Below are 23,687 nucleotides of genomic sequence, written 5' to 3' on the forward strand. Positions count from 1 at the left end.
AACAATGTTTTGTTTCCGTAGAAACAACTACTTACATGGCGTTTCGTTCAGTTTTCAAAGATCGATTTGTTTCTTTCAATGTCGTTTTCAGCGACCAAACCATCATATCATGTGTGGTTTGTGCTTGTCAACACCTTTTTTTAGAAAAGATGGTGGGCCTGAGTGGACTCGAACCACCGACCTCACGCTTATCAGGCGTGCGCTCTAACCAGCTGAGCTACAGGCCCNTTCTTTCGTTGCTGTTTTCAGCGACCAAACCATCATATCATGTGTGGTTTGTGCTTGTCAACACCTTTTATTAAAAAGAATATGGTGGAGCCTAGCGGGATCGAACCGCTGACCTCCTGCGTGCAAGGCAGGCGCTCTCCCAGCTGAGCTAAGGCCCCGTTNACCAGCTGAGCTACAGGCCCATCTTAATTGGAGCGGGTGATGGGGATCGAACCCACGACATCAGCTTGGAAGGCTGAGGTTTTACCACTAAACTACACCCGCAAAATCAATGGTCGGGAAGACAGGATNGTTGGTAAAAATGGTCGGGAAGACAGGATTTGAACCTGCGACCCCTTGGTCCCAAACCAAGTGCTCTACCAAGCTGAGCTACTTCCCGACATTTATTTAAGTAAGAAATGGTGCGCCCGAGAGAAGTCGAATCCCTAACCTTCTGATCCGTAGTCAGACGCTCTATCCAATTGAGCTACGGGCGCNTTTAAAAGAAAGATGAAAATAAAAATTGGTGCGCCCGAGAGAAGTCGAATCCCTAACCTTCTGATCCGTAGTCAGACGCTCTATCCAATTGAGCTACGGGCGCATATTATATTTGGTGCGGTTGAGAGGACTCGAACCTCCACGGGGTTTCCCCCACTAGCCCCTCAAGCTAGCGCGTCTGCCATTCCGCCACAACCGCACATCGTTACTTGATGTAAACTATTATAAAAGAATTGGTGCGGGTGAAGGGACTTGAACCCCCACGTCGTAAGACACTAGATCCTAAGTCTAGCGCGTCTGCCAATTCCGCCACACCCGCAAATAAATGGTGAGCCATGAAGGACTCGAACCTTCGACCCTCTGATTAAAAGTCAGATGCTCTACCAACTGAGCTAATGGCTCTTTTCAATAAGAAAAGCTGGTGCCGGCCAGAGGACTTGAACCCCCAACCTACTGATTACAAGTCAGTTGCTCTACCAATTGAGCTAGGCCGGCAANAACATGGCTGGGCTAGCTGGATTCGAACCAGCGCGTGACGGAATCAAAATCCGTTGCCTTACCGCTTGGCTATAGCCCAACAATTTATATAATCAGATTAACGTTAAAATTAATGGCGGTCTCGACGGGAATCGAACCCGCGATCTCCTGCGTGACAGGCAGGCATGTTAACCGCTACACCACGAGACCTCTATACTGATTACATATCATGTTAATGAAACAAGTATTTAAAAATAAGTTGGTGACCCGTACGGGATTNTATATGTACCCTTACGGGTTATAAGAAAAATATGGTGGAGGATGACGGGCTCGAACCGCCGACCCTCTGCTTGTAAGGCAGATGCTCTCCCAGCTGAGCTAATCCTCCANAGGCAGGCATGTTAACCGCTACACCACGAGACCTCTATACTGATTACATATCATGTTAATGAAACAAGTATTTAAAAATAAGTTGGTGACCCGTACGGGATTCGAACCCGTGATACCGCCGTGAAAGGGCGGTGTCTTAACCACTTGACCAACGGGCCATAAAAATGGCGGAGAAGGAGGGATTTGAACCCTCGCGCCGCTTGCGCGACCTACACCNCAGGGTTTGCTCCCTGAAAACTAGATAGCACTTCCAACGATTCCAATAAGAATGTCTAGCTACGTGAGCCAAATCTTCGATCGTTTCACCTTTTTCGCCTGACGCATAAAGCGCGTCTGACTCAAAAGCTTCCAACGCTTGTCGGATTTAAACGNAAAAATGGCGGAGAAGGAGGGATTTGAACCCTCGCGCCGCTTGCGCGACCTACACCCTTAGCAGGGGCGCCCCTTCAGCCACTTGGGTACTTCTCCGTTTGGCTCCACAGGTAGGATTCGAACCTACGACCGATCGGTTAACAGCCGATAGCTCTACCACTGAGCTACTGTGGAATAATATGTGATTTGTTGTCTCCGTTATCGGCGACATTTAATATAATATCGCATCCAGCAATTAAAGTCAACAGCTTTTTAATATTTTCTTAAACTGTTTTAAAAGCGATTTGGACGTGCTCTCCGAAGAGACTTTATTAATTTACCACATACCTAAAGGAGCGTCAATGACAAGTTTCAAGAAATTTTGCGTAACCTACCTCTACACCTGCCACATACGTATTTCGCTGTATCCATTTTTCTCTTTCTTTTAAACTTCGTCATACAGTCTCTGCATTCATATAGATGTTTGTATTCCTCTATTCGCCTTTGACCAGGGACTACCTGACAGTAACGCGACCCACCAACTTGATTCAGGAGTTTCTTAAAATCCTGATCTTGATGCTTATACCCTTTACGCTTAAGATGCAGATGATAATGGCAAAGCTCATGCTTTATGATCCCAATAAGTTCTTCCATCCCAAATTGATCAAAGTGTTTTTTATTAAACTCAAGATTATGAGAACGCAGTAAGTAACGCCCACCCGTTGTTCTTAACCTTGAATTAAAAGTTGCAGCGTGATTAAAAGACAACTCGAACCACTCTTCTGAAATAGATTCAACTAGTTTCTGCAATTCCTCATCCTTCATATTCTCACCTCATTACTTATTGAACACATACAAGCAGCACCTCATAAACTAATTTACATCACCATCGCGAAAGTGTCATCTTATAAAGGAGGAGATTCTGATGCCTGTCTGGTTTAAAAGACAGCTTAAGCAAGCTTACCTTGATAAAGACCGACGTCAAATCAAACTACTAAACCAATGCTGGTTTTTTTATAAAAGAAAACACCGCCCCTGAGGGGCAGTGCTTATGAAGGATTAAGCATTGTAAGAGCGATTCGCTCCCTCTTTAAATCAACACTATCTACCCAAACTGTTACAACTTGTCCTACATGGACGACTTCCATTGGGTTTTTCACAAATTTATTCGTTAACTTTGATATGTGAACAAGCCCATCTTGTTTTACACCTATATCTACAAATGCGCCAAAGTCCACTACATTACGTACTGTACCTTCTAACTCCATTCCTTGCTCAAGGTCTTCCATTTTAAGAACATCCGTTTTCAAGATAGGTTGCGACAGTTCATTCCGTGGATCTCTTCCTGGTTTGCGAAGAGAGGCAACAATATCTTCAAGCGTCAATTCCCCAATTTCAAGCTGTTCAGCAGTGTCTTTAATGGAGATGGAGGCAAGTGCCTGAACTAGCTTTTCCGAACCAATATCTTTAGGGCTACAGTTCAGTTGTGTCAGAAGAGCCTTTGTTACTTCATAACTTTCAGGATGGATTTCTGTTTGATCAAGAGGTTGCTTACCTCCCAAAATTCTAAGGAACCCTATACATTGCTCATATGTTTTAGCGCCAAGTCTCGGAACCTTCTTCAACTGAACACGACTTGTAAACTTTCCTTCCTCATCGCGTTTCTTAACGATATTCGTTGCAACTGCTCGAGAAAGACCTGCTACATATTGAAGAAGTGATATAGATGCTGTGTTTACATTAACCCCCACTTGGTTAACTGATGTCTCCACTACAAATGTAAGCTGGTCATTTAACTTCTTCTGAGATACATCATGTTGATATTGCCCAACTCCGACTGATTTTGGATCAATTTTCACAAGTTCAGCAAGCGGATCCTGAATTCTTCTTGCAATAGAAACGGCAGAACGCTCTTCAACCTGTAGAGATGGAAATTCTTCTCGTGCAAGGTCAGATGCAGAATAGACGCTTGCTCCAGCTTCATTTACGATTAAATAGGCTAATTCCGCGTCCACTTCTTTAATAACGTTAGCAATAAATTGCTCTGTTTCACGAGAAGCCGTTCCATTTCCAATTGCAATCATCTCTATATCATAGTCCTCAATCATCTTCTTTACAATTGCCTTTCCTTTGTCGACCTCTGATCTAGGAGGAGTAGGATAGATGACTGAAACGTTCAACATTTTACCAGTATCATCTACAATCGCTAACTTACATCCAGTTCGATAGGCAGGGTCAACACCAAGTACCCGCTTCCCTTTTAGAGGAGGTTGAAGTAAAAGATGCTTAAGATTCTCTGAAAAAATATGAATAGCTTGATCTTCAGCTTTTTCTGTTAACTCTTTACGTATCTCTCTTTCAACAGATGGCTGAATTAGACGCTTATAACTGTCTACCATTGCTTCTTCTAAAAGAGTAACGCATGCATTCTGATGAATGTTAATTGTTTTTCTTTTTAAATAATCATGAATTGAATCGATAGGTGGCGTAATAGATACGCGTAAAACTCCTTCTTTTTCACCCCTATTGATTGCTAGAATACGGTGAGGAACAATTTTGGAAATCCCTTCTTCATACTCATAATACATTTCAAAGATCTGCTTTGGATCATCTTCCGCGGATTTCACCGCCGTTTGAAGAAGCCCATGTTTAAACGTCTTTAAACGAATCCATTTTCTTGCTTCAGCATCATCTGAAATCCATTCTGCAATTATATCTTTCGCTCCCTGAATGGCATCTTCAACAGAAGTAACGTCATTCTCCCCGGAAAGAAAGTTCACAGCTTCTTCAGAAGGTTCACGGTCTCCTACAGTCGTAATCCATTTGGCAAGAGGCTCTAACCCCTTTTCCTTCGCAATAGTCGCTTTTGTCCGCTTCTTTTGCTTATAAGGACGATAAAGATCTTCTACCTCCTGAAGCTTTGTTGCTTTAAGAAGCTGAGACTTCAATTCATCTGTTAGTTTGTCTTGCTCTTGTATAAGGCGTATCACTTCTTCTTTACGGTTCTCAAGGTTTTGTAAATAAGTCCATGCTTCCTGAATATCTCTAAGCTGCACCTCATCTAGACCACCAGTAAGTTCCTTACGATACCTCGCTATAAAGGGAACCGTATTCCCACCGTCTAGAAGGGTAATCACTTCTCGTACACTGCGCTCAGCAATATTTAAGTTTTGCGCCACTTTATGAAAATGTTCTGCCTGTTGTTTATCTGCCGTAATTCCCAAAACCATTCCTCCTTAGGACCATTTGAATAATAGTATAAGTTTACCGAATAAAAGGTCTCGTTAAAAGTCTCCCGTTGAGAAAAGAGCCACGAAATAGAAACATCTTCCATTCCTAGCTCACCCAAACATACTGATACCATGGACAAAATAAAAAAGCTCTTCCTTCTAGATGCGGAAGAGCTTTTTAAACAGTTTTCCCTACAAGCAGGGTAATGTCATCATTTGTTGACGGAAGAGAATTCGTTAAATGCTGAAAAGATTCTTGTACTGAATCAAAACGAGCAATCATTGCATAATTTTTGGAGCTAATTTGAACTCCATCTGAATATGTGACAAATGAAGATCCTGATGGATAATCAATTGTTTGTACTTTTACTTTCTGAGCCTTTCCAGATAAATACCCAGAGAATGAGATTGGACGATTAATGCTTCCATCGGGTTGATAGATAATTAAGTTTATATTGCCTATGCCGCTAAATTCCATCTGCCTTGTCTTCAAATCAAGCTTAAATATAGAAAGAACACAGCCTCGTTTCCCTCTCATCTCTTCATTCGCACGCTTCATCAAGGATTCAACATCTTCATCTTGATACTCTTTCACTACATTAATAGCGGCAAGAGAGGAATCTTTAGCCATATCTCCACTTCCAAGACCATCAGCTACTGCACAAATAAAATATTCTGGTGTTTCGGCTACATAATAGCTGTCACCACACATCTGATTGCCAGCTTTCGGTTTCTGATAGGCTGCTACAGTGAGCTTTTTGAAATCATGATGGTGAATCATAATTAAAAGGCCTCCGTCGGTTCAATTCGAATGGCTTGCCTTAATTTTTCAAGCGCTCTACGCTGTAGACGTGATACGTGCATCTGAGATATGCCTAGTTTCTCTCCCGTTTCTTTCTGACTCATGTTCTCGAAATAAGTGCAATTAAGAATTTCTTGTTCTCGCTCTGTTAATACTGCGAAAGCTTTTTTAAGAAGCATTTGCTGATCAACTAAGTCGAATCCTTGTTCTTGATCGCCTACAAGATCCAAAAGGGTCACCGTACTACCTTCTTGATCTGCTTCAATCGAACTATCTACCGAAAGTGCCTGGTAGCTCTTGCCCATTTCCATCGTCTCAAGAACTTCTTCTTCAGAAACATTCAAGTATTCAGCAAGTTCATCAACCTTAGGAGAACGTTGTAATTCATTTGTTAGTTCTTCAACAGCCTTCTTAATACGTGGACCTAGTTCTTTAATTCTTCTAGGAACATGAACACTCCACGTTTTATCACGAATGAAACGTTTGATTTCTCCTACAATCGTTGGAACAGCAAACGATTCAAAACTTCTGCCGAACTCAGGGTCATACCGACGTAGCGCGGCTAGCAATCCGATCATCCCAACTTGTGCTAGATCATCATGTATGCTTTTGCCTTTAGAAAACTTACGAGCAAGAGATTGAACTAAATCCTGATACCTTTCAACCAATTTTAGTTGAACGACTTCATCAGTAGGATCATTTTGATATTGTTCAATCCACTCATACACTTCGTTGTTGTTATTATTGCGGGGATGAGGAGATTGTGTCGGCATCTACTTCCACCCCATCTCTATGGAGGAACTTCGTCATCATAACTACTACTCCGTCCTCTCCACTGATTTCCACTTTGTCCATCAGCGATTCAATAAGAAAGAGACCTAGTCCTCCCTCACTGAGTTGTTCCACAGATTTATCACTATCAACTGGGCCTAGCTTCTCAGATACCTTGGTGTAATCGAAGCTTTGACCACGGTCAAGCACCATCATTTCAAGGCGGTCTTCATATATGCCAAATCCAATTGTAATTTGACCTTTTTCATCTTCCTTATATGCATGGTTCACTGCATTAGTACATGCTTCTGATAAAGCAATTTTGATGTCTTCAATTTCATCATAAGAGTAACCCATACGATTTGCGATACCAGAAACCGTTAATCTTGTAACACCAACAAACTCTGCCTGAGCAGGGATTTTCATTTCAACGAAATCTGAAATGTTTATCACTTGGATCCCCCCTTTACGTCTTCAATATCGATCACTTCATCGAGGCCAGTGATTTCAAAAAGACGCTGAACGCGTGAAGTCATACCAGTCAATTTAATCGAGCTACCGTGCTCTTTAGACGATTTAAGTGCCCCAACAAACACACCTAAGCCTGTGCTGTCCATATAGTTAACATCACCAAGGTGAACTAATGTTTCATGACCTTCTTTTCCGGTTAGCGGAAGCAAAGCTTCACGAAGCTGAGGTGCTGTATAAGCATCTATTTCACCAGCTATATGTAAATGATGTGTATTCTCATGATCTTCTTGTTTGATCTGTAAATTCATAACATTACCCCCTGTAGGTTGCATCAAATAATAAATAATATCATTATTTCCTTATTCCACGACTTAAGAGAAGTTAAACCTCTCTTCTTAAAATTACCAATGTAAAATCATCACGAAGTTCAAATTCTTGCAACCGCTCAAGTTCTCTATATACTTCGTCAACGATTTCCTGAGCAGAAAGGTGAATATACTTACGTATCATTGCCACAATTTCATCTCGCTCAATAAATCCACTACTCGAACGACACTCCGTTACACCATCAGATAGCATAATAACCATATCATTCCCATATAAGACACGCTGATATTCCTGATATGATGTTTTCTTAGAAACACCTAGAACAAGCCCTTTTGTATAGAGCTCCTCAAACTCATCTTTCTCTGCATCGTAAAAAAAGCCCGGCTCATGACCGGCGCCAGCATAATAAAATGAATGGACCCTTGGGTCATATAATCCGTAAAACATTGTAATAAACATATTAGGATCTACATTCTGTTCAACCACTCGGTTCAAATTCTCAAGCACGGCTCCTGGTTGCATTCGCTGTTCAGGCGCACTATCCATTGTGTACTTAATCATACTCATACATAACGCAGCAGGGATGCCTTTTCCGATTACATCGGCAATTGCTACACTCATGCAATTATTCTCATCCTGAACAAAATGATAGTAATCTCCACTCATCTTTTGAGCAGGTTTACTAATAGCACCAATATCGAGACCTTTCACATCAGGCTTATCACCCGCCAACAACGTTTGCTGCATATTAGCAGCAATTTCAATTTCTGACTCTAGCTGTTGTTGACGGCTTCTAAGACTTTGGTGCTCCCTGTAGGCAAACCCATAACCAATCATCATCTCTAACAAGAAATCATAAGAGTTTTTAAGACGTTGTGGAATATCAGGAAATAGTTCTTCAAGTACACTTACATGAAGGCTAACAGCTTCTTCAGGGGAAATTTTTTGCTCAATCATTTTCCTGCTAAACTGCTGTCCTTTGTATAGTGTTTGCTCCGACTGCTCTTGTAAATAATTCTCTAATATAGATTTGTATTTTTGATATTGAAGATCTCGGTCATCCATAGTGGCCTATCCTCCTTAACGGAGCCATTTAATAGAAGTAATAATTGTTCCTTCATTTTCTTTCGAATCAATCGTAAACTCATCCATTAAGCGTTTAACTCCCGGAAGACCTGCTCCAAGACCACCAGAGGTGGTAAAACCATCTTCCATTACTTTTCGTATATCCTTAATTCCAGGACCCGAGTCAGACGCTTCAATTTTAAGACCTAATTTACCACCGTTTTCCACACGTTCAATGGCAACTTCGCCACTTCCAGCATAAAGGTATATGTTACGAGCGAGTTCAGAGATTGCCGTTGTAATTCGAGCCTGATCAACTGTGCCAAACCCAAGTTCTTTAGCAATGTTTCTACCCGACTGTCTCGCCTTAACAATATCCCATTCATTTCGAACTTCCACACAGGATTGGATATTCATAGCTTATCCCCCCAATTCCTGTTGTAATTTCTCTAACCCCTGTTCTAAATCTAATGCAGTTGGGACATTTTTCATCATGATGCCGAGATCGATCAACGTGATAGCAACAGCAGGTTGAATTCCTGTTAGCACCACTTTTGCCCCCATTAAATTCGACATGCGTACAACATCACCTAGTACTTTGGCGATAAATGAATCAATCATATCGACAGATGTCAGATCAATTACAACGCCCTTTGCTCCGGTTTCGTGAATCTTTTCGAGCAAATCCTCCTGAAATTGAAGTGCCGTTTTGTCATCAAGGTCTACCTGAATTGTAATTAACAGATATTGATTTAGTTTCAATATAGGAATTCGCATGGTCTTCCCCCCTTACTCAAGCTCAATCATTTGTCGTTTAGTCAATTCTAACGCTGATTTCATACCTTTAAATAGTGTACTCTTAGTCGGGAATTGTCCCAAATCAATTCCAAGGTTAACAATTGTTTGCGCAATCTCAGGTCTAATACCAACTAGAATACATTGTGCTCCAACAAGGCGGACTGCTTCAGCTGCCTGAATAATATGGTGAGCAACCATTGTATCCACAACAGGAACACCAGTAATATCAATAAGAACTACTTGAGATCTATGTTTAATAACACCCGTCAACAAGTTCTCCATGATAAGTTTAGCGCGTTCTGTATCAATGGTTCCGATGAGTGGCATTACACTGATATTCTCAAAAACTGGAATAAGAGGTGCAGATAATTCTTGAAGAGCAACTTTCTGGATGGATACAGTATTCTCCCAATTCTTAGCACTCTCATTAATTAGCTGATTAACAATAGGATCAATCCAACGATCAATTTCATCGTACATAGCGAATACTTTTTCATTAGACTGATTTGCATCCAGAATGATTGCTAAGATAATACGGCGGAAATTCTGCAAACCTTGCGTAATATAGCTAAGTCTCCACCCTATTTTCATTAAGTGCTCGGCAAACTCTGTCATACGATCTGTTGGCTTATGAACATTTTGTTCAATATGCGTGTAGATAATCTCAAACAATTCTTGATTTGTTTCCTCGTAAGCTCTATCTGTTATTGATTGTAGCCGATGTTCATCACGTACTCTTTCCATCTCGTCCATCCATCTAGTATAAATACGTTCACGGCTTTCATTCAATAATTGTATTACTAACTTGTCCATCTTGCTCCTCCCTACGATCTTACTGCGTTCATTTATCTTCTCATTGCGAGGAACTCCCCGCAATCATTATGCTTTCCTAATTCTAGCGCATCACATCATTTTAATCTTAACACACTTTTCGACAGAACTAGAATATTACCTGCCATACCCCACACGAAAAGCATCAAATAATTCCTTTAAGATACAAAAAAACTGCTCATAAGAGCAGCTTCGCTTGGGTATTATTCTATGCGTTTTCAAAAATCAATAAGTCCAAGGCTGATCTGCAGGGCTTCTTGTACCCGTTGCATCATACCCTCATCAAGGTGAGTGATCTTATCAGTTAGACGCTGTTTATCAATGGTACGTATTTGTTCGAGCAATATAACAGAATCCCGTTCAAATCCATAACGCTTGGCATCAATTTCCACATGGGTGGGAAGCTTCGCTTTTTGAATTTGGGCAGTAATTGCTGCAACAATGACAGTAGGACTAAAACGATTCCCAATGTCGTTCTGGATAATCAAGACAGGCCTTACGCCACCCTGTTCAGAACCTACAACAGGAGAAAGGTCAGCAAAATACACATCACCTCGTTTGACAATCAAGCCATTACACCCCGCTTACTAAGCGGTCCACGGTGTGCTCTGCTTCCTCCTCAACAAGAAAGGCTTCTGCTGCAAGGTTCAAGTTAATCTTAGCCATCTCCATGTACCCCTGGCGCATGGCATCACGAATTTGTCGCTTCTTGCGTTCGCGAATATACATTGTCGTGGCCTGTGATATGAACTCGTTACGATCGAGCTGTTCCTGTTGAATGATACCATCCACCTCATTTAAAATATGTTGTGGGAGAGTTACAACAATCGATTTTTTGTTTGCCTCTGACACAAACATACACCTCCGAAGCACTGCTACTCATATTGTATTCCACCATTAATCTTACCATTGCTGACGACGCATTGCAAAACAACTTTCCACAAGACTATTTCATCATATTCTTGCAAAATCCTTCTTTTATTTTACTATTTTTTTAAAATTGTATTCATTACGCCCTTTTTTTCTCCGTCATCCCGAAAAATTCTCGGAACACGTGGTCCAATCATACAAGGAATTTCATAGTTTATCGTCTCAAGTCGCTCAGCAATGTCATCTATTGTAATTTCTTCTGAACCCTGTTGACCTATTAGCGTGACATGCGTCCCAATAGTAGTTGGGTGAGGTAGTCGAACCATAAACTGATCCATACAAATACGACCTACAATTGGTGCTTGTTCACCATTCACTAGTACATACCCATCTCGTAACTTTCGGATCCAACCATCCGCATAGCCAATAGGAACTGTCCCAATCCATTCCCCTTCCGTTGTATGATAAGTCGATCCATAACTAATCGGTTCCCCTTCTTTCATTTGCTTCACGTGAACAAGTTGACTATGAAGACTGAAAGCGGGATAAAGATTAAAAGGTTGAACTGATTTCATTTCTTGTGAAGGACTAAGACCATACATCGAGATCCCAACACGTATCATATTCCCAATGCGTTCAGGTATTCTGATAGCGCCGGCGCTGTTTCCGAGATGAATCCATGTAGGCTCAATGCCTTCCGATTCTAAATAAGAGGCCATTTCCTCAAATCTGTTACGTTGCACTTCAATAAATGAATTATCGGGTTCATCCGCTGTAGCAAAGTGTGTATAGAGACCCTCGACATTAACTAGAGGCTTATTTCTTAACCACTCTACTATCAGTTTAGCTTCCTTTTCTTCCTTTATACCTAGTCGTCCCATTCCAGTGTCTAATTTCAAATGAATCGCAAGAGATAGACCGCTTAATATAGCTTCAGCTTGCTCCAACCATTCCAATTGAAAGACTGTCAAAGTGATGTCCTGTTCCGCTGCCAATTTGGCATGAATTGGCGGAACCCACCCTAGTACTAGAATTGGTGCAGTAATTCCTTCTTCACGAAGTGCAAGCGCCTCATCGAGAATCGCTACCGCTAGGTAAGATGCCCCTGCCTGAATAGCCGTCTCAGCTGTTGCTACTGCACCATGTCCATATCCGTTCGCTTTCACGACTGCCATTATCGAAACACCAGATGGAACATGGTTTTTATATGCGTTGATATTCTGTTTAATGGCATCGAGATTAATCTCTGCCCACGTCTCTCGATAGAAAGGTTGATTCTGCATACTTCATTTCCTCCTGAAACAAATCACTCTGCTTTCTATTTTAGGAGTTTTTAAGAAAATCGCAAGCAGGACTATCTGAAATGAGTGAACTTGCTTCCTCTTAATCAGGTACATAATTTCTAAAGAAGGTTCAGCTGTGTCAGCTGAACCTTCTTGGAGTATTATTTAATTTCTGTTGTTCCATACACAGATCTTGCAACAGAGACCATCTCGTCTATTGATAAATCGTCTGAAGCAAGGAAGAAGTCAACCCCATTATGGTTCCAACTAACTGTTGACTCTGTCATAACGCCCATTGTGAAACCAAGATCTACCGGCTCTCCTTCACCAACTGATACAGGTGCACTTGTCTCAAGTGCAGCCTTACTCTTTTCCTCAATCAATGTGAATGATTTTTCACCAGTAAAGGTTAATATCACCTTATCCGTTGCCACTTCTTTCTCGTCTGTAAGCCCCGTACCTTGAGGCTCATACATCGGGTAGACGACTTCAAAAGGTTCATTGGTAGCTGCAATGACCGGCACTTCAAGCTGAGCTGCTGTCATATTTCGCTCCATATCAAAAGCACCTTTGTCGAATGAAGCATTGAATTTCATATTGGAGAATTCAATGTTCACTAACGGCTTCAAATCTTGGTTCATTATTGTCACTTTCTCAGGAGCAAGATCTTTCTTGTTTAGCTTAATTGATTGCTTAGATAAGTTTTTGTTCTGATAGTTTGTTTTGGTCGTGAAGACATAGTCATTATCTTTTGCTTCAAAGCCAGCACTCGAGTCATTTAGAATATCAGACACCAGCGTGTTGTATAGATATGCCTGACTTCCGTTTTCAGGCCAATTACTTTGAAATCTGAAACTTTTATTAAGCGCTGGGGTAAGGACGAACACACCCTCATCATTTCTTAAAATAATTTGGCTTTGCTCTTTCGTTGCGTTCTTTAGTTCTACTCGATAATAAGATGGCTTCTGATACCAGATTTCTACATCATACCGTTGCGGTTCTTCTCCTGTTTCAAGTGTCATCTTAGCATTTACTTTATAGCTGTCCATTTCATTTAACTTTTTATCTAAAGCGTCTACTACATCCTGCTGACTTTTTTGTCCGCATCCAGCAAGGGCAACAAGCATCAGTATCCCGATAAGTAAAACAGAACCGAACCTTTTCACTATATCCAACTCCTTTGCCTCATTTAAAACGACAAAGGAGGTTCCTGTGCGGTGAAAAACCTATCCGTGGTTTTGCTCAAGAAATGAATGCAGAACAGCTGGTATAGTTGCGATAACGTCGGTTGCCAATACGTCCAGGGTTGAATGAGCTGTTTGAACCAGAGTATCAGCGGATTTACCGTGAACAAAAACAGCATTGCTTATCCCTTCTTGAATGGACTGACTATGCATGACAAAAGCGAGTACCATCCCAGTCAACACATCACCGGATCCACCTTTTGCTAAAGATGGGTTTCCTGTCGTGTTGACGAATTGATCTCCTTCAGGTGTGGTCACAATTGTATAAGGTCCTTTTAACACAAGGTATACACCATACTCACGTGCAAACGACCGAGAGATTTCGAATCGTCTACTTTGAATGTCTTGAATAGAACATCCAGTAAGCCTCGCCATTTCTCCTGGATGTGGAGTCAAGATCGTCGGTGACTTTCGTGCTTTCACTTCATCCTTCAGTTCCTTCAAATGATATAGCGCATCGGCATCCAGAACGAGAGGCACTTCAGTTGCAAGCACTACCTGAACGATCATGCTGCATCCGACTTCCCTTCCAAGACCAGGACCAATTGCAATACCATCGAATTCAGAAAGATCACCAGACACTGCTCCAGAGAAAGTACCATTATGTGAAGACCACCCTTGAAACAACGCCTCTAACATAGTACTTGTTACTAATGAAAGGATATCATCTGGGACAGCGACCTGTAGTAATCCTGCGCCACTTCGATAGGCAGCTTTCGTTGTCATTACAGGTGCTCCAGCCATTCCCCTTGATCCGCCAATCACCAGACCTTTTCCATGGCTTCCTTTATGAGAGGATGACGTTCGATCGGTCAGTGTACGCTGAACATCCGAATTATGCCAGAGCTTTCTGTGTAAAGCTTCTCTAAAAGCATGTTGTGGCAGCCCAATATTAATTACTTCTAATTCTCCATAATAATCAGCATCAGGGTAAAGGAAGGCTCCTAACTTCGGGCATTGAAGTGTATAAGTTCTGTCAGCATGAATAGGCTGAACATCTCCTTCGAACCCACCATTAGCTTGTAAGCCACTCGGCAAGTCGACAGATATAATGAAAGCAGACGACTCGTTTACTTTCTGTACAACTTCATCATATGGCGAACGAATCACCCCTGATATGCCAAGCCCTAACAGACAGTCGATTATGACGTCATACCTTGCAAGTTTTTGTTGAAATGCTTCTCCACCCTTATAGGCATTCCACTCATAAGACAAGCTGGTATAAATGCCAAAATGAGTAGCAGCATCCCCCTTTAATTTTGATTGGGGAGGAATGACCCATACATCAACATTGTAACCATTATCTTTTAAATACCTTGCAAGAACGAAGCCGTCTCCTCCGTTATTCCCTGATCCAATTAACACAGCAATCCGTTCATTTTTGTGAATTCTGCCCTTCATTGCTTCAAAAAGTGCTTTACCTGCGTTTTCCATAAGCACTACGCCACTTAAACCAATCTCCTCCATGGTAAACCGGTCCGCTTCATACATTTCTTCTCCGGATACGATTCTCACAACAGGTCCCTCCTGACCGTGGTAAAATATATGAGGCAAGTCGCAAAGTTATGCAGACTAGCTTGACGAGCTCTCAATAATGATTTGCGCCACCGCATGTTGCCTCGTGTGTGAAATGGTAATATGTATGCGTTCATCCTCACCTCTTGCCTCAATATAAGGTGCGCCTTCAGAGGATTTTTTGATTGAAATATCCTGAAAGCTTAGTTTACCAATTCCTGTTCCTCTCGCTTTCGCATAAGCTTCTTTAGCTGCAAACCGACCAGCAAGAAATTCCACACTTCTATGTCCACTGAGTTTGCTATACATCTCATGCTCACCACTCGTCAGAATGCGTTCTGAAAAAGATGGGTTCCTTTCAACAGCTTTCTGAATACGCTCAAGTTCAATTAAGTCGACGCCAATTCCGATAATCATGAAAAACCTCCATAGTACTATCTTCTTAAAATAAAGCATAAAGTTATAAATAGTGCTCAAGTTGAAAGCTATGCTAAACTAGTAAGAAATAAAAAGATAGTTCATTGTATTTAAATGTCGCTTACTTTATAAAAGTCTCTTTCCTAAATGATTGTTGCTGTTAAAACAATTATTGAATAAAAAACATCGCTGATTGGAGCGGAAATTCAACCACTCTTACAGCAACAATGTATACGAAAAGAGCCAAACAAAAAATTTAATCTGTAGAAAAGGTGGTTAATATATGTTTTTGCGAAATGAAGATTTTCGCTCATTTATCCGCTATTATCCTATCATCTCCATACTTATTGGTATACATATCCTCCTCTTTATTATGGTAAACCTTTTCGGGACGTACTCCATTTTCAATTTAGGAGTAGGCTCAAATCGAGCGATTGAGGCCGGGCAGTACTGGAGACTTATCACACCAATCTTTCTACACGCCGGCTTTGCTCACGTGTTGTTCAACTCTTTCTCGCTTTACCTTTTTGGCCCTGCTTTAGAGCAGATGTTAGGTAAAGTGAAATTCTTAATTGGTTACTTTGGTGCTGGTATCATTGCAAACATCGCTACTTTTTATTTACAGGACAGTACATTTAGTCATGTAGGTGCGTCCGGTGCGATCTTCGGCCTATTCGGAATCTATTTCTATATGGCCTTCTATCGAAAAGAGCTCATTGATCAGGCAAACTCCCAGCTGATTTTGATGATTCTTGGAATTGGTCTAGTTATGACGTTCATTAGTCCCAACATTAACGTTCTCGGTCATTTATTCGGCTTTCTCGCTGGTGCAGCATTAGCACCTATACTTCTTATTGGTGCCAAACCCTATATTAACCGAGGTATGATTCGTGTTAGGCGGGCAGCTGATACTAGTGGGGATATTCGCTTTAAACCTAACAGATGGCAAAAGCGTAGAATTCGTTCTGGTTCTGGAGCAGGAAGCAAGATCATCTGGGGAATCTTCATTGTTCTCGTAGCACTTGGCTTCATCGTACGGTATTTCTAATGAATGAGTATATAAATAGAAGGCTCTTTCTAAAGATTGTTGCTTTTGAAACAATTATTGAATAAAAACCCCACTTATACTCTTGTAGCAACAATCACTAAGAAAATAGCCAAATAGAAAGAAACCGGTGATTAGATAGACAATCACCGGTTTCTTTATTTCAATGGAGATTCCATATAGTACTGAATAGCGTCCTTTAATTTGCCAGTTAGTTCAAAGTTCTGATCTAATTCGAAATCAAGATTTAATAGGTGAAAGACATGCGAAGGCTTTAATCCACATAACACGGGTATCACTCCGATCACATTCACCATTTTGCAAAAGGAGTGTAAGGCATGAGCACCGCTCTCTTCTATTTCTCCAACACCACTAAAATCAATAATAACGCGCTCATAGTCTTCATTGCGAAGTGAGTAAAGCAGTTCATTCTCATTCACTTCAAACAACTCCTGTTCGAGCGTTCCGAATAAAGGGATAACTCCAATAGTTGAAGAGATTGGCAGGAAAGGGCTAGATAACTTTTTAATTCTTTTTAAAGCCGTTTCTAGCTCTTCCTTTTTATCTAGCAAATCAAAGTTGGTTTCAGATAATCTCTCTCTTTGTTTTTGGATTGACTCTCCAAGCTTTGCAATTCTTTGGTCCTGCTTAACACATACAAGTTGAGCTGTTCCCTCTTTTGTCCAATTTGAATACACGTTATAAAGCGAATAAGATTCATGTTCCGTGTTCAGTACCAACTCGATCTCTACTTGCTCCTCATGAGGCGTGAGATACTTTTTCGCCTTTGTCCTGCTATACTTGTCCACAAGATCTAGAAAAGAAGAGGGGGAAGTAAAGGACTCACTGGCTAGTTGTGACTCATCAATAATTTCTAGCTTTTCGTTAACGATAAACGCAGGGAGTGGATGATTCTTAATATTAAACATGACCATCTCCACCCTTTCGATTTTCTAACCATAAACGAACCTGATCGAGATTTGGAACTACTATCGTTTCCTTAGAGCAATACTTTGATAAGTCATACTGTGCAGCTAGTCTACCGCCAACTATCACTTCAGGAGTCTTTTCTAACCCTTCAAGCTCTGTCACATAGTGATTAAGTCGCTCAACGTGAGACATAATGGAGACCGAAATTCCTACAACGGACGCATCCCACTCCTCTACCGTATCAATAACGTGCTCTAGTGGTAAATTCGCTCCAAATAATTTAGTTTGCCAACCGTACTCTTGAAAAAGCAGCGAAATCATTTTTAACCCTAAATAATGTTGCTCTTGTTCAATACATAGAAATAGTGCACGTGGACCGTTCGTATTCTTACTCGTTAATTTTCTAGTATAGGCATACCGAGAAAGCACATAATCGCAAGTGGTTGTAGCAAGATGCTCATCTGCTACAGAAATTTCATTTTCTTCCCATAGCTTTCCTACTCGTTGCATGGCTTTCGTTAATGCTTCATACGTTAAATGGCTATCTTCCATCAAAATCTTATGCTCTGCAATTCTATCCCACGCTCGATCCTGATCGCCTTCAAGAAAGTCGTTTGTTAGTTGTTGTATATCAATTGTCATACTTTCACCTCTCCTTCTTCTAAGACCTCTATCGTAATATTCTTATTCCAACCAATTTATTCACCATGTTTTAATTCAATAGAACGCTCACTTGCTTCATATGAATACCAATCCAGAAGTGACTGTCCCTCAAACTGATCAATATCTCTCACTCGAAATTGTTTACCTGCAAAGCTCGAGAGAATCGACAGCTGGAATGTTGTTAATAATCTTCGTTTCTGAAAATAAGTCGTTTGCATCTCCATAGCTTGAATTCTTCTTCGCGCTACGTAGACACGCGTTCTCCCAATCTGCCTGAACTGTAAGAGGGCAATCCCTTTCTTTACACTCCAACCTGCATCACGATAATGCAAATAACCAATTAGGCAGGCGAGTGGAATCAATAGAATGGATATATACCCATATGGAATGAAATAACTAAGAACACCAATTGGTATAAGGGTTGGAAGAGTAAATCGAATCATATAACGTCGTCTTGCACGAGTAGGCAAAGACTCGACATCGTTATGAATGGGAATTTCCGGTAATGCCTCTTTAAGAAAAGACTTAATATGTTTACGCTTCATTAGAGGGTACAAAACCGTTGAGAATTGTTCATCTTTCCCTCCGCCTCCGCCGCTTTCTACGTAAATTGCAGCATAACCAAAAGGCTGGCGTAAAAGACCTTCTACCACCCTGATTGCTTGAATTCTGTGTACAGGTATTGTTAATTGTCTCTTTTCAAGAACACCTCGATGGATAAGTAGATCATTTTCCTGACGAGACAAAACAAACCCTCCGTATTTTAAAACCGTTCCTGCAACCGAGAAAATCCATGACAAAATCAGAATAAAAGCGACTGTAATCAGAATAAGTGGAATTGTTGCATCCAAAATCGTTTCTGTTGCTCTCGTATAGAATTCACCAGGAATAAGATCATCCAATTGGGAACCAATCGCCGCCACAAAAGAGAGAACAACGCCTATTCCACCTGAAGTTGATGCAGCTATGAGAAGCTGACGCCACGTTAATTTATACTCTAAAACAGGTGCGACTTCTTCATCCACTTCTTCTATTGTACTTTTCTTGTCATACAATTCTTCTTTTAAACGCTCCGCATCAAGACGCCTTAATGCTGGCATAACGACCTCTGGTTCACCGCCTCCACCAGCCGTCTCAATTTGCACTTTTACTAGTCCAAAAAGACGTTGAATAACACCTTGTGAGAAATCAATAGATTGAATTCTCTCTCTTGGAATAAAACGTTTTTTGCGAAAAATAAAGCCCTGATGAATGCGCAATTCATTGTTTTGTATTTGATATGTATAGAAGAGCCAGCCCATAACGCCATTTACCAGCGTGAAAACAAGTAGTCCTCCAATTGCTACGAAATGCCACCATGAATAGCCACCTCGTCCAACAAAAACGAAAAAGATGAGGGGAAGTGCCGCCTCTCTAATAGAACTAATAAACGATAGAAGCATTGCTACAGGATGAAGACGCTTGCGATCAAACATCATCTTCTGCCATCCTCGCAAGAACTGAAATTCGATCCCTTAGTTCATCTGCGATTTCATTAGAAAGAGCTGGTATTTCATGTGTTGTTGCTGCGGTTGAAATAGTAACAGATGATAGCTGATTCGCTCGTAGCAATGGTCCTTGTCTCGTGTCAACATGCTGAACTCGAACCATTGGAATCAATGTCCGTGTCACCGTAATAACACCGTGCTTTAACTCTACTTCATGCTCGCTAACTTCATATCGCCATTTTCTCCACTTAAGCTTAGGGAGGACCCAAACTTGTAGAATAGTAAATAGAATGACGAGAAGGATGCTTACTACTAAAACCCAATAAGGTATGGTGTAGACGAGAAAGTGGATCATAAATAAACCCACAAGAATAACGATGCTTACAAACGATACAATCGCGCCTGTTATTTGCCATACTTTTAACCCTTTTGGATCAATTTTTTTCGAAGGTTCTGGTCGCATTCTTTTCCTCACTTTCACATTTATAGCTTCATCACTCATGGTCTTTCACATATTATAGCATTGTTGCAGTTCACCTTCTATCTTCACACTTTATTAAAAAACCGTATACTTAAACGTCTCTACTCCACAATCTTTCAGAACTACTCACAACAAAAAAACCTGAGCATATTCTGCTCAAGTTCATTGTTCTCTTTTATTAAGGCTCTTTTCGTAAACATTGTTGCTATAAGAGTGAGGGGGATTTCCGCTTCAGGATGCTCGCTTTCCGCGGGGCGGGCGGTGAGCCTCCTCGGCGCACAAAAACATTGCGCCTGTGGGGTCTCACCTGTCCCGCTAGTCCCGCAGGAGTCGAGCACCTTCCGCTCCAATCAGCCAAGTTTGGTTCTTTATACAAAATTCTTTCAAAAGCAACAACCTTTGAGAAAAGAGCCTTTAGAAAAAAGCCTTTATTAAAAATGATTCGAAGCATAAGGCCGTTCTGCTTCTCTCATACTGATGATTTCTTTTTCTTCATGATCCCAAATTGCTAAGATTTTTGATTCTGCATTATAGAAAGTTAAGTGTTGATCCGTGCACGTTAAAAGCTCGCTACTTGGGATAGGAAACTTTTCCTGCTGACCGGTTTTGGGACAGATATAGACAAGCTGATCACTTTTCCCAGTTCTACCGTTTATGCCATGGACAATTAATAACCCACTCCATGAGTATATCGTACGAGGAGAGAAATCAAGCTTAAACGAATTCTTCACTTGAAAATGCTCATCAAGAAGAAGGACCTGATCTTGTCGAGCGGAAGAGATTGATAGAGCAGCTACATACAAACCTTCATCAGCAATCATCATGTTAACCGGTGAATAACCTTCTTCAAGTGGAGTCACCTTTTTACCAGTATCTCCAAATGTGGTTAAGAGAGCCTCATCCCCTTCAACATGGTAGGACGAAACAATCAGCTGGTTTCCCTTTCGCTTAAGGTCACAGAAAATCCCTTTTACATGCCACTGATGTATCATGCGCGGATCGTCCTTTGCGAACTCATAAATCCATCCATTCCACTCTTCACCTTCACATGCAATGCAGACTGAATTAGGAAACTCATAGAAGCTTGGTTTTCCGTTTACCTGAAAGGTTCTCAGTTGAGCAAGACTATGAACAAAAACATAAACTTCAACATGATTCGATGACAGCTGTTTAGTAAACCAATAATTCTGATTGGAATCTCTAATTACGTTAGAAAAACCTTCATCACTAGCAATGGGTAGTTTGGGCACATTGTCCTGCTTCGTAGTATATGCTGTGATAGACGAATCATGTTCATCAGACTTTAGTGCTTTGTTCCCTTGCTCAAGCGGCATTTTGAACTCCCCTTTCATATTCAGCTGCCTTCTTCCGTTCAAGCAAGTAGGAAAAAGGATGGACTTTAATAACCGATCCTGGCTGTTACTACTAGTTTAACAAACAATTGACAAAGCGGGTATTGGGAAATAACAATATCTTTCGTAGGATTAATGACGTTTTTTGTTTCCTACTTTCCCAAGTCTATCTAACTGAACAAGGACTATAGTCACGAAGCGGCGCTATCACTTAGGGTTAATTTACATTTTTGTGTTAGTGTTGGTAATTAAGTGATCGCCTTATTTACTTATCCTACCTTATTTTAACACTGCTTAAGTCTTGACAGTACATATTCGCTGGATAACAATGAAAACGAATCGACATTTAAAAGGAAGGGTGAGATCTGCTTGGCTCTTAATCACGATGTGTATATTCACAATCTTTTTGGTAATGAAGACACAGCATTACAAACCGTTAAAGAAAGCATTCAAAAAAAAGGAATGCCTTCCATTTCAGTTCAGCCAGAAGTTGGACGCTTCCTTTCCATTCTTGTAAGTATTAAAAAACCAAGAAATGTTATGGAAATAGGGGCTTTAGGTGGCTATAGTGGAATTATGCTTGCTGGTGCACTGGAGAATGAAGGATCTTTAACATCGCTCGAATTAGAAGATTCCTACGCTGCTGTAGCCAAAGATAACTTAACCAAAGCAGGTCTTGGAGATAAGGTGAAGTACGTTATTGGACCAGCGCTACAAAACATGGAATCTCTACTTAGTGCAGGTCAGCAATATGATTTTTTCTTTATTGATGCAGATAAAGTCAACTACCCGAATTATCTAGAGATGGCTTTAAAGCTTGCCGTACCAGGTGCTGTGATCGTAGCCGATAATACCCTCCAAGGCGATCGCGTTTTCGATGAAAACGTTAAAGAGGATAATGTAGAAGCAATCCGAACGTTTAACAATATGATGGCAAACGATGATCGAATTGAATCAATTATGCTTCCACTTTGTGATGGTCTAACGGTCGGAAGAGTAAAACCTTAAATAAGAGCCTACGATTGAATGTAATAAGAAAACAAAAAAAGAGAGAGAATCTCTCTCTCTTCTCCCTTACTTCTAGTATTTCACGATCGTTCTACCACGAATGTTTCCACTTAATATCGAGCTTAATACTTCAGGAAGTTCTTCAATCGTTACTTCATTGTGAATGGCCTCAAGATGTTCTGTAGGCTTGTAGTCTTTCGCAGCTTTTTTCCAGATTTCCTTCCTTTTTTCCATTGGGCAATAAACAGAGTCAATCCCGAGAAGATTCACGCCTCTTAGAATAAATGGAAATACAGTAGTCGGAACTTTAGGACCACCGGTCAACCCGCTTACAGCGACAGCTCCTCCGTACATCGTGTTACTTAATATAGCAGCAAGAGTTGTGCCACCAACAGGATCTACAGCACCTGCCCATTTTTGCTTTCCAATTGGTTTAAATCCTTCAGGAGCAACCTCATCTCGACTGAGAATACTCGTTGCACCTAGCTCCTTCAAATACCCATGTTCAGATTCTTTGCCTGTACTTGCTGCAACTTCATATCCTTTCTTGGCAAGCATCGCAATCGCCATACTTCCTACTCCACCTGTAGCACCTGTCACAAGGACCGGACCTTTATCGGGTGAAAGACCCGCTTGTTCAAGTTGATGGATCGAAAGGGCAGCTGTAAATCCTGCTGTTCCATAGATCATGGCTTCTTTTAAAGATAGACCTTTCGGAAGCGGAACGATCCACTCTGATTTCACTCTTGCGTATTCGCTAAACCCGCCAAAATGAGAAACGCCTAGTTCATAGCTTGTGACTATAACCTGATCTCCCTCTTTCCAATCAGGGTGATCTGATTCTTCCACAACGCCAGCTAAGTCAATCCCCGGAACGTGTGGGTATTCCTTTACAATATTACCTTTAGGATGTGTGGCTAATCCATCTTTATAATTGACGCTAGAATAATGAACTTTAATGAGAACATCACCTGCAGGGAGCTCCTCTTTTGTTAATCCTTTTATTGAGGTTTTTGTATCTTCTTCAACTTTATCCACTACTAATGCTTTAAATGGTTCCATTTCAAAATCCTCCTTTAACGTAAGTTCGCTACTACCATAACAAAAATTATTCTGACCGGTCAATTAATCTGAATTCTTTCCTCCTGTTTATAGGATGTGTATAATAAATCTG

General features: G+C 41.0%; 25 protein-coding genes and 16 tRNA genes. 3 read left to right on the top strand and 38 right to left on the bottom strand.

Going from position 1 to position 23,687, the window contains the following annotated elements:
- Window positions 1-150: 150 nt before the first annotated feature.
- The 17 genes from AB986_RS17705 to AB986_RS17785 all read right to left on the bottom strand — a co-directional run bounded on the left by AB986_RS17705 (window position 151) and on the right by AB986_RS17785 (window position 2,748).
- Window positions 151-227 (bottom strand) — tRNA-Ile (locus AB986_RS17705).
- Window positions 228-310: 83 nt separating this feature from the next.
- A tRNA-Ala gene (locus AB986_RS17710) sits at window positions 311-386 on the bottom strand.
- A 32-nt stretch (window positions 387-418) separates the two neighbouring features.
- Window positions 419-492: transfer RNA gene (locus AB986_RS17715), tRNA-Gly, on the bottom strand.
- 38 nt (window positions 493-530) lie between these two features.
- Window positions 531-607, bottom strand: a tRNA-Pro gene (locus tag AB986_RS17720).
- Between the two features lie 20 nt (window positions 608-627).
- A tRNA-Arg gene (locus AB986_RS17725) sits at window positions 628-704 on the bottom strand.
- Between the two features lie 27 nt (window positions 705-731).
- Window positions 732-808: transfer RNA gene (locus tag AB986_RS17730), tRNA-Arg, on the bottom strand.
- A gap of 10 nt (window positions 809-818) precedes the next feature.
- Window positions 819-904, bottom strand: a tRNA-Leu gene (locus AB986_RS17735).
- A gap of 35 nt (window positions 905-939) precedes the next feature.
- A tRNA-Leu gene (locus AB986_RS17740) sits at window positions 940-1,024 on the bottom strand.
- A gap of 7 nt (window positions 1,025-1,031) precedes the next feature.
- Window positions 1,032-1,107: transfer RNA gene (locus AB986_RS17745), tRNA-Lys, on the bottom strand.
- 17 nt (window positions 1,108-1,124) lie between these two features.
- Window positions 1,125-1,200: transfer RNA gene (locus tag AB986_RS17750), tRNA-Thr, on the bottom strand.
- 7 nt (window positions 1,201-1,207) lie between these two features.
- Window positions 1,208-1,282: transfer RNA gene (locus AB986_RS17755), tRNA-Gln, on the bottom strand.
- A gap of 34 nt (window positions 1,283-1,316) precedes the next feature.
- A tRNA-Asp gene (locus AB986_RS17760) sits at window positions 1,317-1,392 on the bottom strand.
- A gap of 102 nt (window positions 1,393-1,494) precedes the next feature.
- A tRNA-Val gene (locus AB986_RS17765) sits at window positions 1,495-1,570 on the bottom strand.
- Between the two features lie 85 nt (window positions 1,571-1,655).
- Window positions 1,656-1,730 (bottom strand) — tRNA-Glu (locus tag AB986_RS17770).
- A gap of 219 nt (window positions 1,731-1,949) precedes the next feature.
- Window positions 1,950-2,040 (bottom strand) — tRNA-Ser (locus tag AB986_RS17775).
- A gap of 3 nt (window positions 2,041-2,043) precedes the next feature.
- A tRNA-Asn gene (locus tag AB986_RS17780) sits at window positions 2,044-2,118 on the bottom strand.
- Window positions 2,119-2,295: 177 nt separating this feature from the next.
- Entirely contained in the window at window positions 2,296-2,748 is a 453-nt protein-coding gene (locus tag AB986_RS17785; protein WP_048312983.1) for a SprT family protein, read from the bottom strand.
- A gap of 100 nt (window positions 2,749-2,848) precedes the next feature.
- On the opposite strand from AB986_RS17785, the gene cmpA reads away from it, so the two are divergent.
- Window positions 2,849-2,962 carry a cortex morphogenetic protein CmpA gene (gene cmpA, locus AB986_RS22130; RefSeq protein WP_136948697.1) on the top strand — a complete coding sequence of 38 codons (114 nt, stop codon included), beginning with the start codon at window positions 2,849-2,851 and terminating at the stop codon, window positions 2,960-2,962.
- A gap of 10 nt (window positions 2,963-2,972) precedes the next feature.
- On the opposite strand, the gene AB986_RS17790 is transcribed toward cmpA, so the two are convergent.
- From AB986_RS17790 to acpS, 15 genes are all read right to left on the bottom strand, one after another.
- Window positions 2,973-5,147: a Tex family protein gene (locus tag AB986_RS17790; RefSeq protein WP_321212265.1), complete on the bottom strand. Its 2,175-nt coding sequence runs from the start codon at window positions 5,145-5,147 to the stop codon at window positions 2,973-2,975.
- A gap of 184 nt (window positions 5,148-5,331) precedes the next feature.
- Window positions 5,332-5,934, bottom strand: coding sequence for a PP2C family serine/threonine-protein phosphatase (locus AB986_RS17795; protein ID WP_048312985.1), 603 nt, complete (start codon window positions 5,932-5,934; stop codon window positions 5,332-5,334).
- Between the two features lie 2 nt (window positions 5,935-5,936).
- Window positions 5,937-6,728 (bottom strand): RNA polymerase sigma factor SigB, encoded by a 792-nt coding sequence (gene sigB / locus AB986_RS17800; RefSeq protein ID WP_048312986.1) that lies wholly within the window; start codon window positions 6,726-6,728, stop codon window positions 5,937-5,939.
- Entirely contained in the window at window positions 6,697-7,152 is a 456-nt protein-coding gene (gene rsbW / locus AB986_RS17805; RefSeq protein ID WP_048313049.1) for an anti-sigma B factor RsbW, read from the bottom strand. The genes sigB and rsbW overlap by 32 nt, the downstream gene beginning before the upstream one ends.
- A gap of 23 nt (window positions 7,153-7,175) precedes the next feature.
- Window positions 7,176-7,505: an STAS domain-containing protein gene (locus tag AB986_RS17810; protein WP_048312987.1), complete on the bottom strand. Its 330-nt coding sequence runs from the start codon at window positions 7,503-7,505 to the stop codon at window positions 7,176-7,178.
- A 73-nt stretch (window positions 7,506-7,578) separates the two neighbouring features.
- Window positions 7,579-8,589: a PP2C family protein-serine/threonine phosphatase gene (locus AB986_RS17815; protein ID WP_048312988.1), complete on the bottom strand. Its 1,011-nt coding sequence runs from the start codon at window positions 8,587-8,589 to the stop codon at window positions 7,579-7,581.
- A 15-nt stretch (window positions 8,590-8,604) separates the two neighbouring features.
- Complete coding sequence (locus tag AB986_RS17820; RefSeq protein ID WP_048312989.1) at window positions 8,605-9,006, bottom strand: anti-sigma regulatory factor; 402 nt, start codon at window positions 9,004-9,006, stop codon at window positions 8,605-8,607.
- A gap of 3 nt (window positions 9,007-9,009) precedes the next feature.
- On the bottom strand, window positions 9,010-9,366 hold the full coding sequence (locus AB986_RS17825; protein WP_048312990.1) for an STAS domain-containing protein: 357 nt from the start codon (window positions 9,364-9,366) through the stop codon (window positions 9,010-9,012).
- Window positions 9,367-9,378: 12 nt separating this feature from the next.
- Window positions 9,379-10,200, bottom strand: coding sequence for an STAS domain-containing protein (locus tag AB986_RS17830; RefSeq protein ID WP_048312991.1), 822 nt, complete (start codon window positions 10,198-10,200; stop codon window positions 9,379-9,381).
- 236 nt (window positions 10,201-10,436) lie between these two features.
- On the bottom strand, window positions 10,437-10,787 hold the full coding sequence (gene ndoA / locus AB986_RS17835) for a type II toxin-antitoxin system endoribonuclease NdoA (RefSeq protein WP_048312992.1): 351 nt from the start codon (window positions 10,785-10,787) through the stop codon (window positions 10,437-10,439).
- 4 nt (window positions 10,788-10,791) lie between these two features.
- Window positions 10,792-11,076 carry a CopG family ribbon-helix-helix protein gene (locus AB986_RS17840; protein ID WP_048312993.1) on the bottom strand — a complete coding sequence of 95 codons (285 nt, stop codon included), beginning with the start codon at window positions 11,074-11,076 and terminating at the stop codon, window positions 10,792-10,794.
- A 128-nt stretch (window positions 11,077-11,204) separates the two neighbouring features.
- Window positions 11,205-12,371 (bottom strand): alanine racemase, encoded by a 1,167-nt coding sequence (gene alr, locus AB986_RS17845; protein ID WP_048312994.1) that lies wholly within the window; start codon window positions 12,369-12,371, stop codon window positions 11,205-11,207.
- A 161-nt stretch (window positions 12,372-12,532) separates the two neighbouring features.
- Entirely contained in the window at window positions 12,533-13,537 is a 1,005-nt protein-coding gene (locus AB986_RS17850; protein WP_236690414.1) for a LolA family protein, read from the bottom strand.
- 60 nt (window positions 13,538-13,597) lie between these two features.
- Window positions 13,598-15,130, bottom strand: a complete 1,533-nt coding sequence (locus AB986_RS17855) for a bifunctional ADP-dependent NAD(P)H-hydrate dehydratase/NAD(P)H-hydrate epimerase (protein ID WP_048312995.1) — start codon at window positions 15,128-15,130, stop codon at window positions 13,598-13,600.
- A 57-nt stretch (window positions 15,131-15,187) separates the two neighbouring features.
- Window positions 15,188-15,547 carry a holo-ACP synthase gene (acpS, locus tag AB986_RS17860; protein WP_048312996.1) on the bottom strand — a complete coding sequence of 120 codons (360 nt, stop codon included), beginning with the start codon at window positions 15,545-15,547 and terminating at the stop codon, window positions 15,188-15,190.
- Window positions 15,548-15,830: 283 nt separating this feature from the next.
- Here acpS and AB986_RS17865 point away from each other — a divergent pair, with 283 nt between their 5' ends.
- Window positions 15,831-16,595, top strand: coding sequence for a rhomboid family intramembrane serine protease (locus tag AB986_RS17865; RefSeq protein WP_048312997.1), 765 nt, complete (start codon window positions 15,831-15,833; stop codon window positions 16,593-16,595).
- 155 nt (window positions 16,596-16,750) lie between these two features.
- Here the strand turns inward: AB986_RS17865 and AB986_RS17870 are convergent, their stop codons facing one another.
- From AB986_RS17870 to AB986_RS17895, 5 genes are all read right to left on the bottom strand, one after another.
- Window positions 16,751-17,521 carry an STAS domain-containing protein gene (locus AB986_RS17870; protein ID WP_053216246.1) on the bottom strand — a complete coding sequence of 257 codons (771 nt, stop codon included), beginning with the start codon at window positions 17,519-17,521 and terminating at the stop codon, window positions 16,751-16,753.
- Window positions 17,514-18,164, bottom strand: coding sequence for a cobalamin B12-binding domain-containing protein (locus tag AB986_RS17875; RefSeq protein WP_048312998.1), 651 nt, complete (start codon window positions 18,162-18,164; stop codon window positions 17,514-17,516). The genes AB986_RS17870 and AB986_RS17875 overlap by 8 nt, the downstream gene beginning before the upstream one ends.
- Before the next feature lie 56 nt (window positions 18,165-18,220).
- Window positions 18,221-19,663, bottom strand: coding sequence for a PH domain-containing protein (locus AB986_RS17880; RefSeq protein WP_053216247.1), 1,443 nt, complete (start codon window positions 19,661-19,663; stop codon window positions 18,221-18,223).
- Complete coding sequence (locus AB986_RS17885) at window positions 19,653-20,135, bottom strand: PH domain-containing protein (protein ID WP_048313053.1); 483 nt, start codon at window positions 20,133-20,135, stop codon at window positions 19,653-19,655. Before AB986_RS17885 ends, AB986_RS17880 begins: the two co-directional genes overlap by 11 nt.
- A 449-nt stretch (window positions 20,136-20,584) precedes the next feature.
- The gene (locus AB986_RS17895; protein ID WP_048313000.1) at window positions 20,585-21,487 is read right to left on the bottom strand and encodes a hypothetical protein; all 903 of its coding nucleotides are present in this window, start codon (window positions 21,485-21,487) and stop codon (window positions 20,585-20,587) included.
- Window positions 21,488-21,874: 387 nt separating this feature from the next.
- Here AB986_RS17895 and AB986_RS17900 point away from each other — a divergent pair, with 387 nt between their 5' ends.
- The gene (locus tag AB986_RS17900; protein ID WP_048313001.1) at window positions 21,875-22,513 is read left to right on the top strand and encodes an O-methyltransferase; all 639 of its coding nucleotides are present in this window, start codon (window positions 21,875-21,877) and stop codon (window positions 22,511-22,513) included.
- Window positions 22,514-22,585: 72 nt separating this feature from the next.
- Here AB986_RS17900 and AB986_RS17905 read toward each other — a convergent pair whose 3' ends face one another.
- Window positions 22,586-23,575 carry an NADPH:quinone oxidoreductase family protein gene (locus tag AB986_RS17905; RefSeq protein ID WP_048313002.1) on the bottom strand — a complete coding sequence of 330 codons (990 nt, stop codon included), beginning with the start codon at window positions 23,573-23,575 and terminating at the stop codon, window positions 22,586-22,588.
- Window positions 23,576-23,687: the final 112 nt, after the last annotated feature.

The sequence above is a fragment of the Guptibacillus hwajinpoensis genome, assembly GCF_001039475.1.
GTDB classification, from domain to species: Bacteria; Bacillota; Bacilli; order Bacillales; family Guptibacillaceae; genus Guptibacillus; species Guptibacillus hwajinpoensis.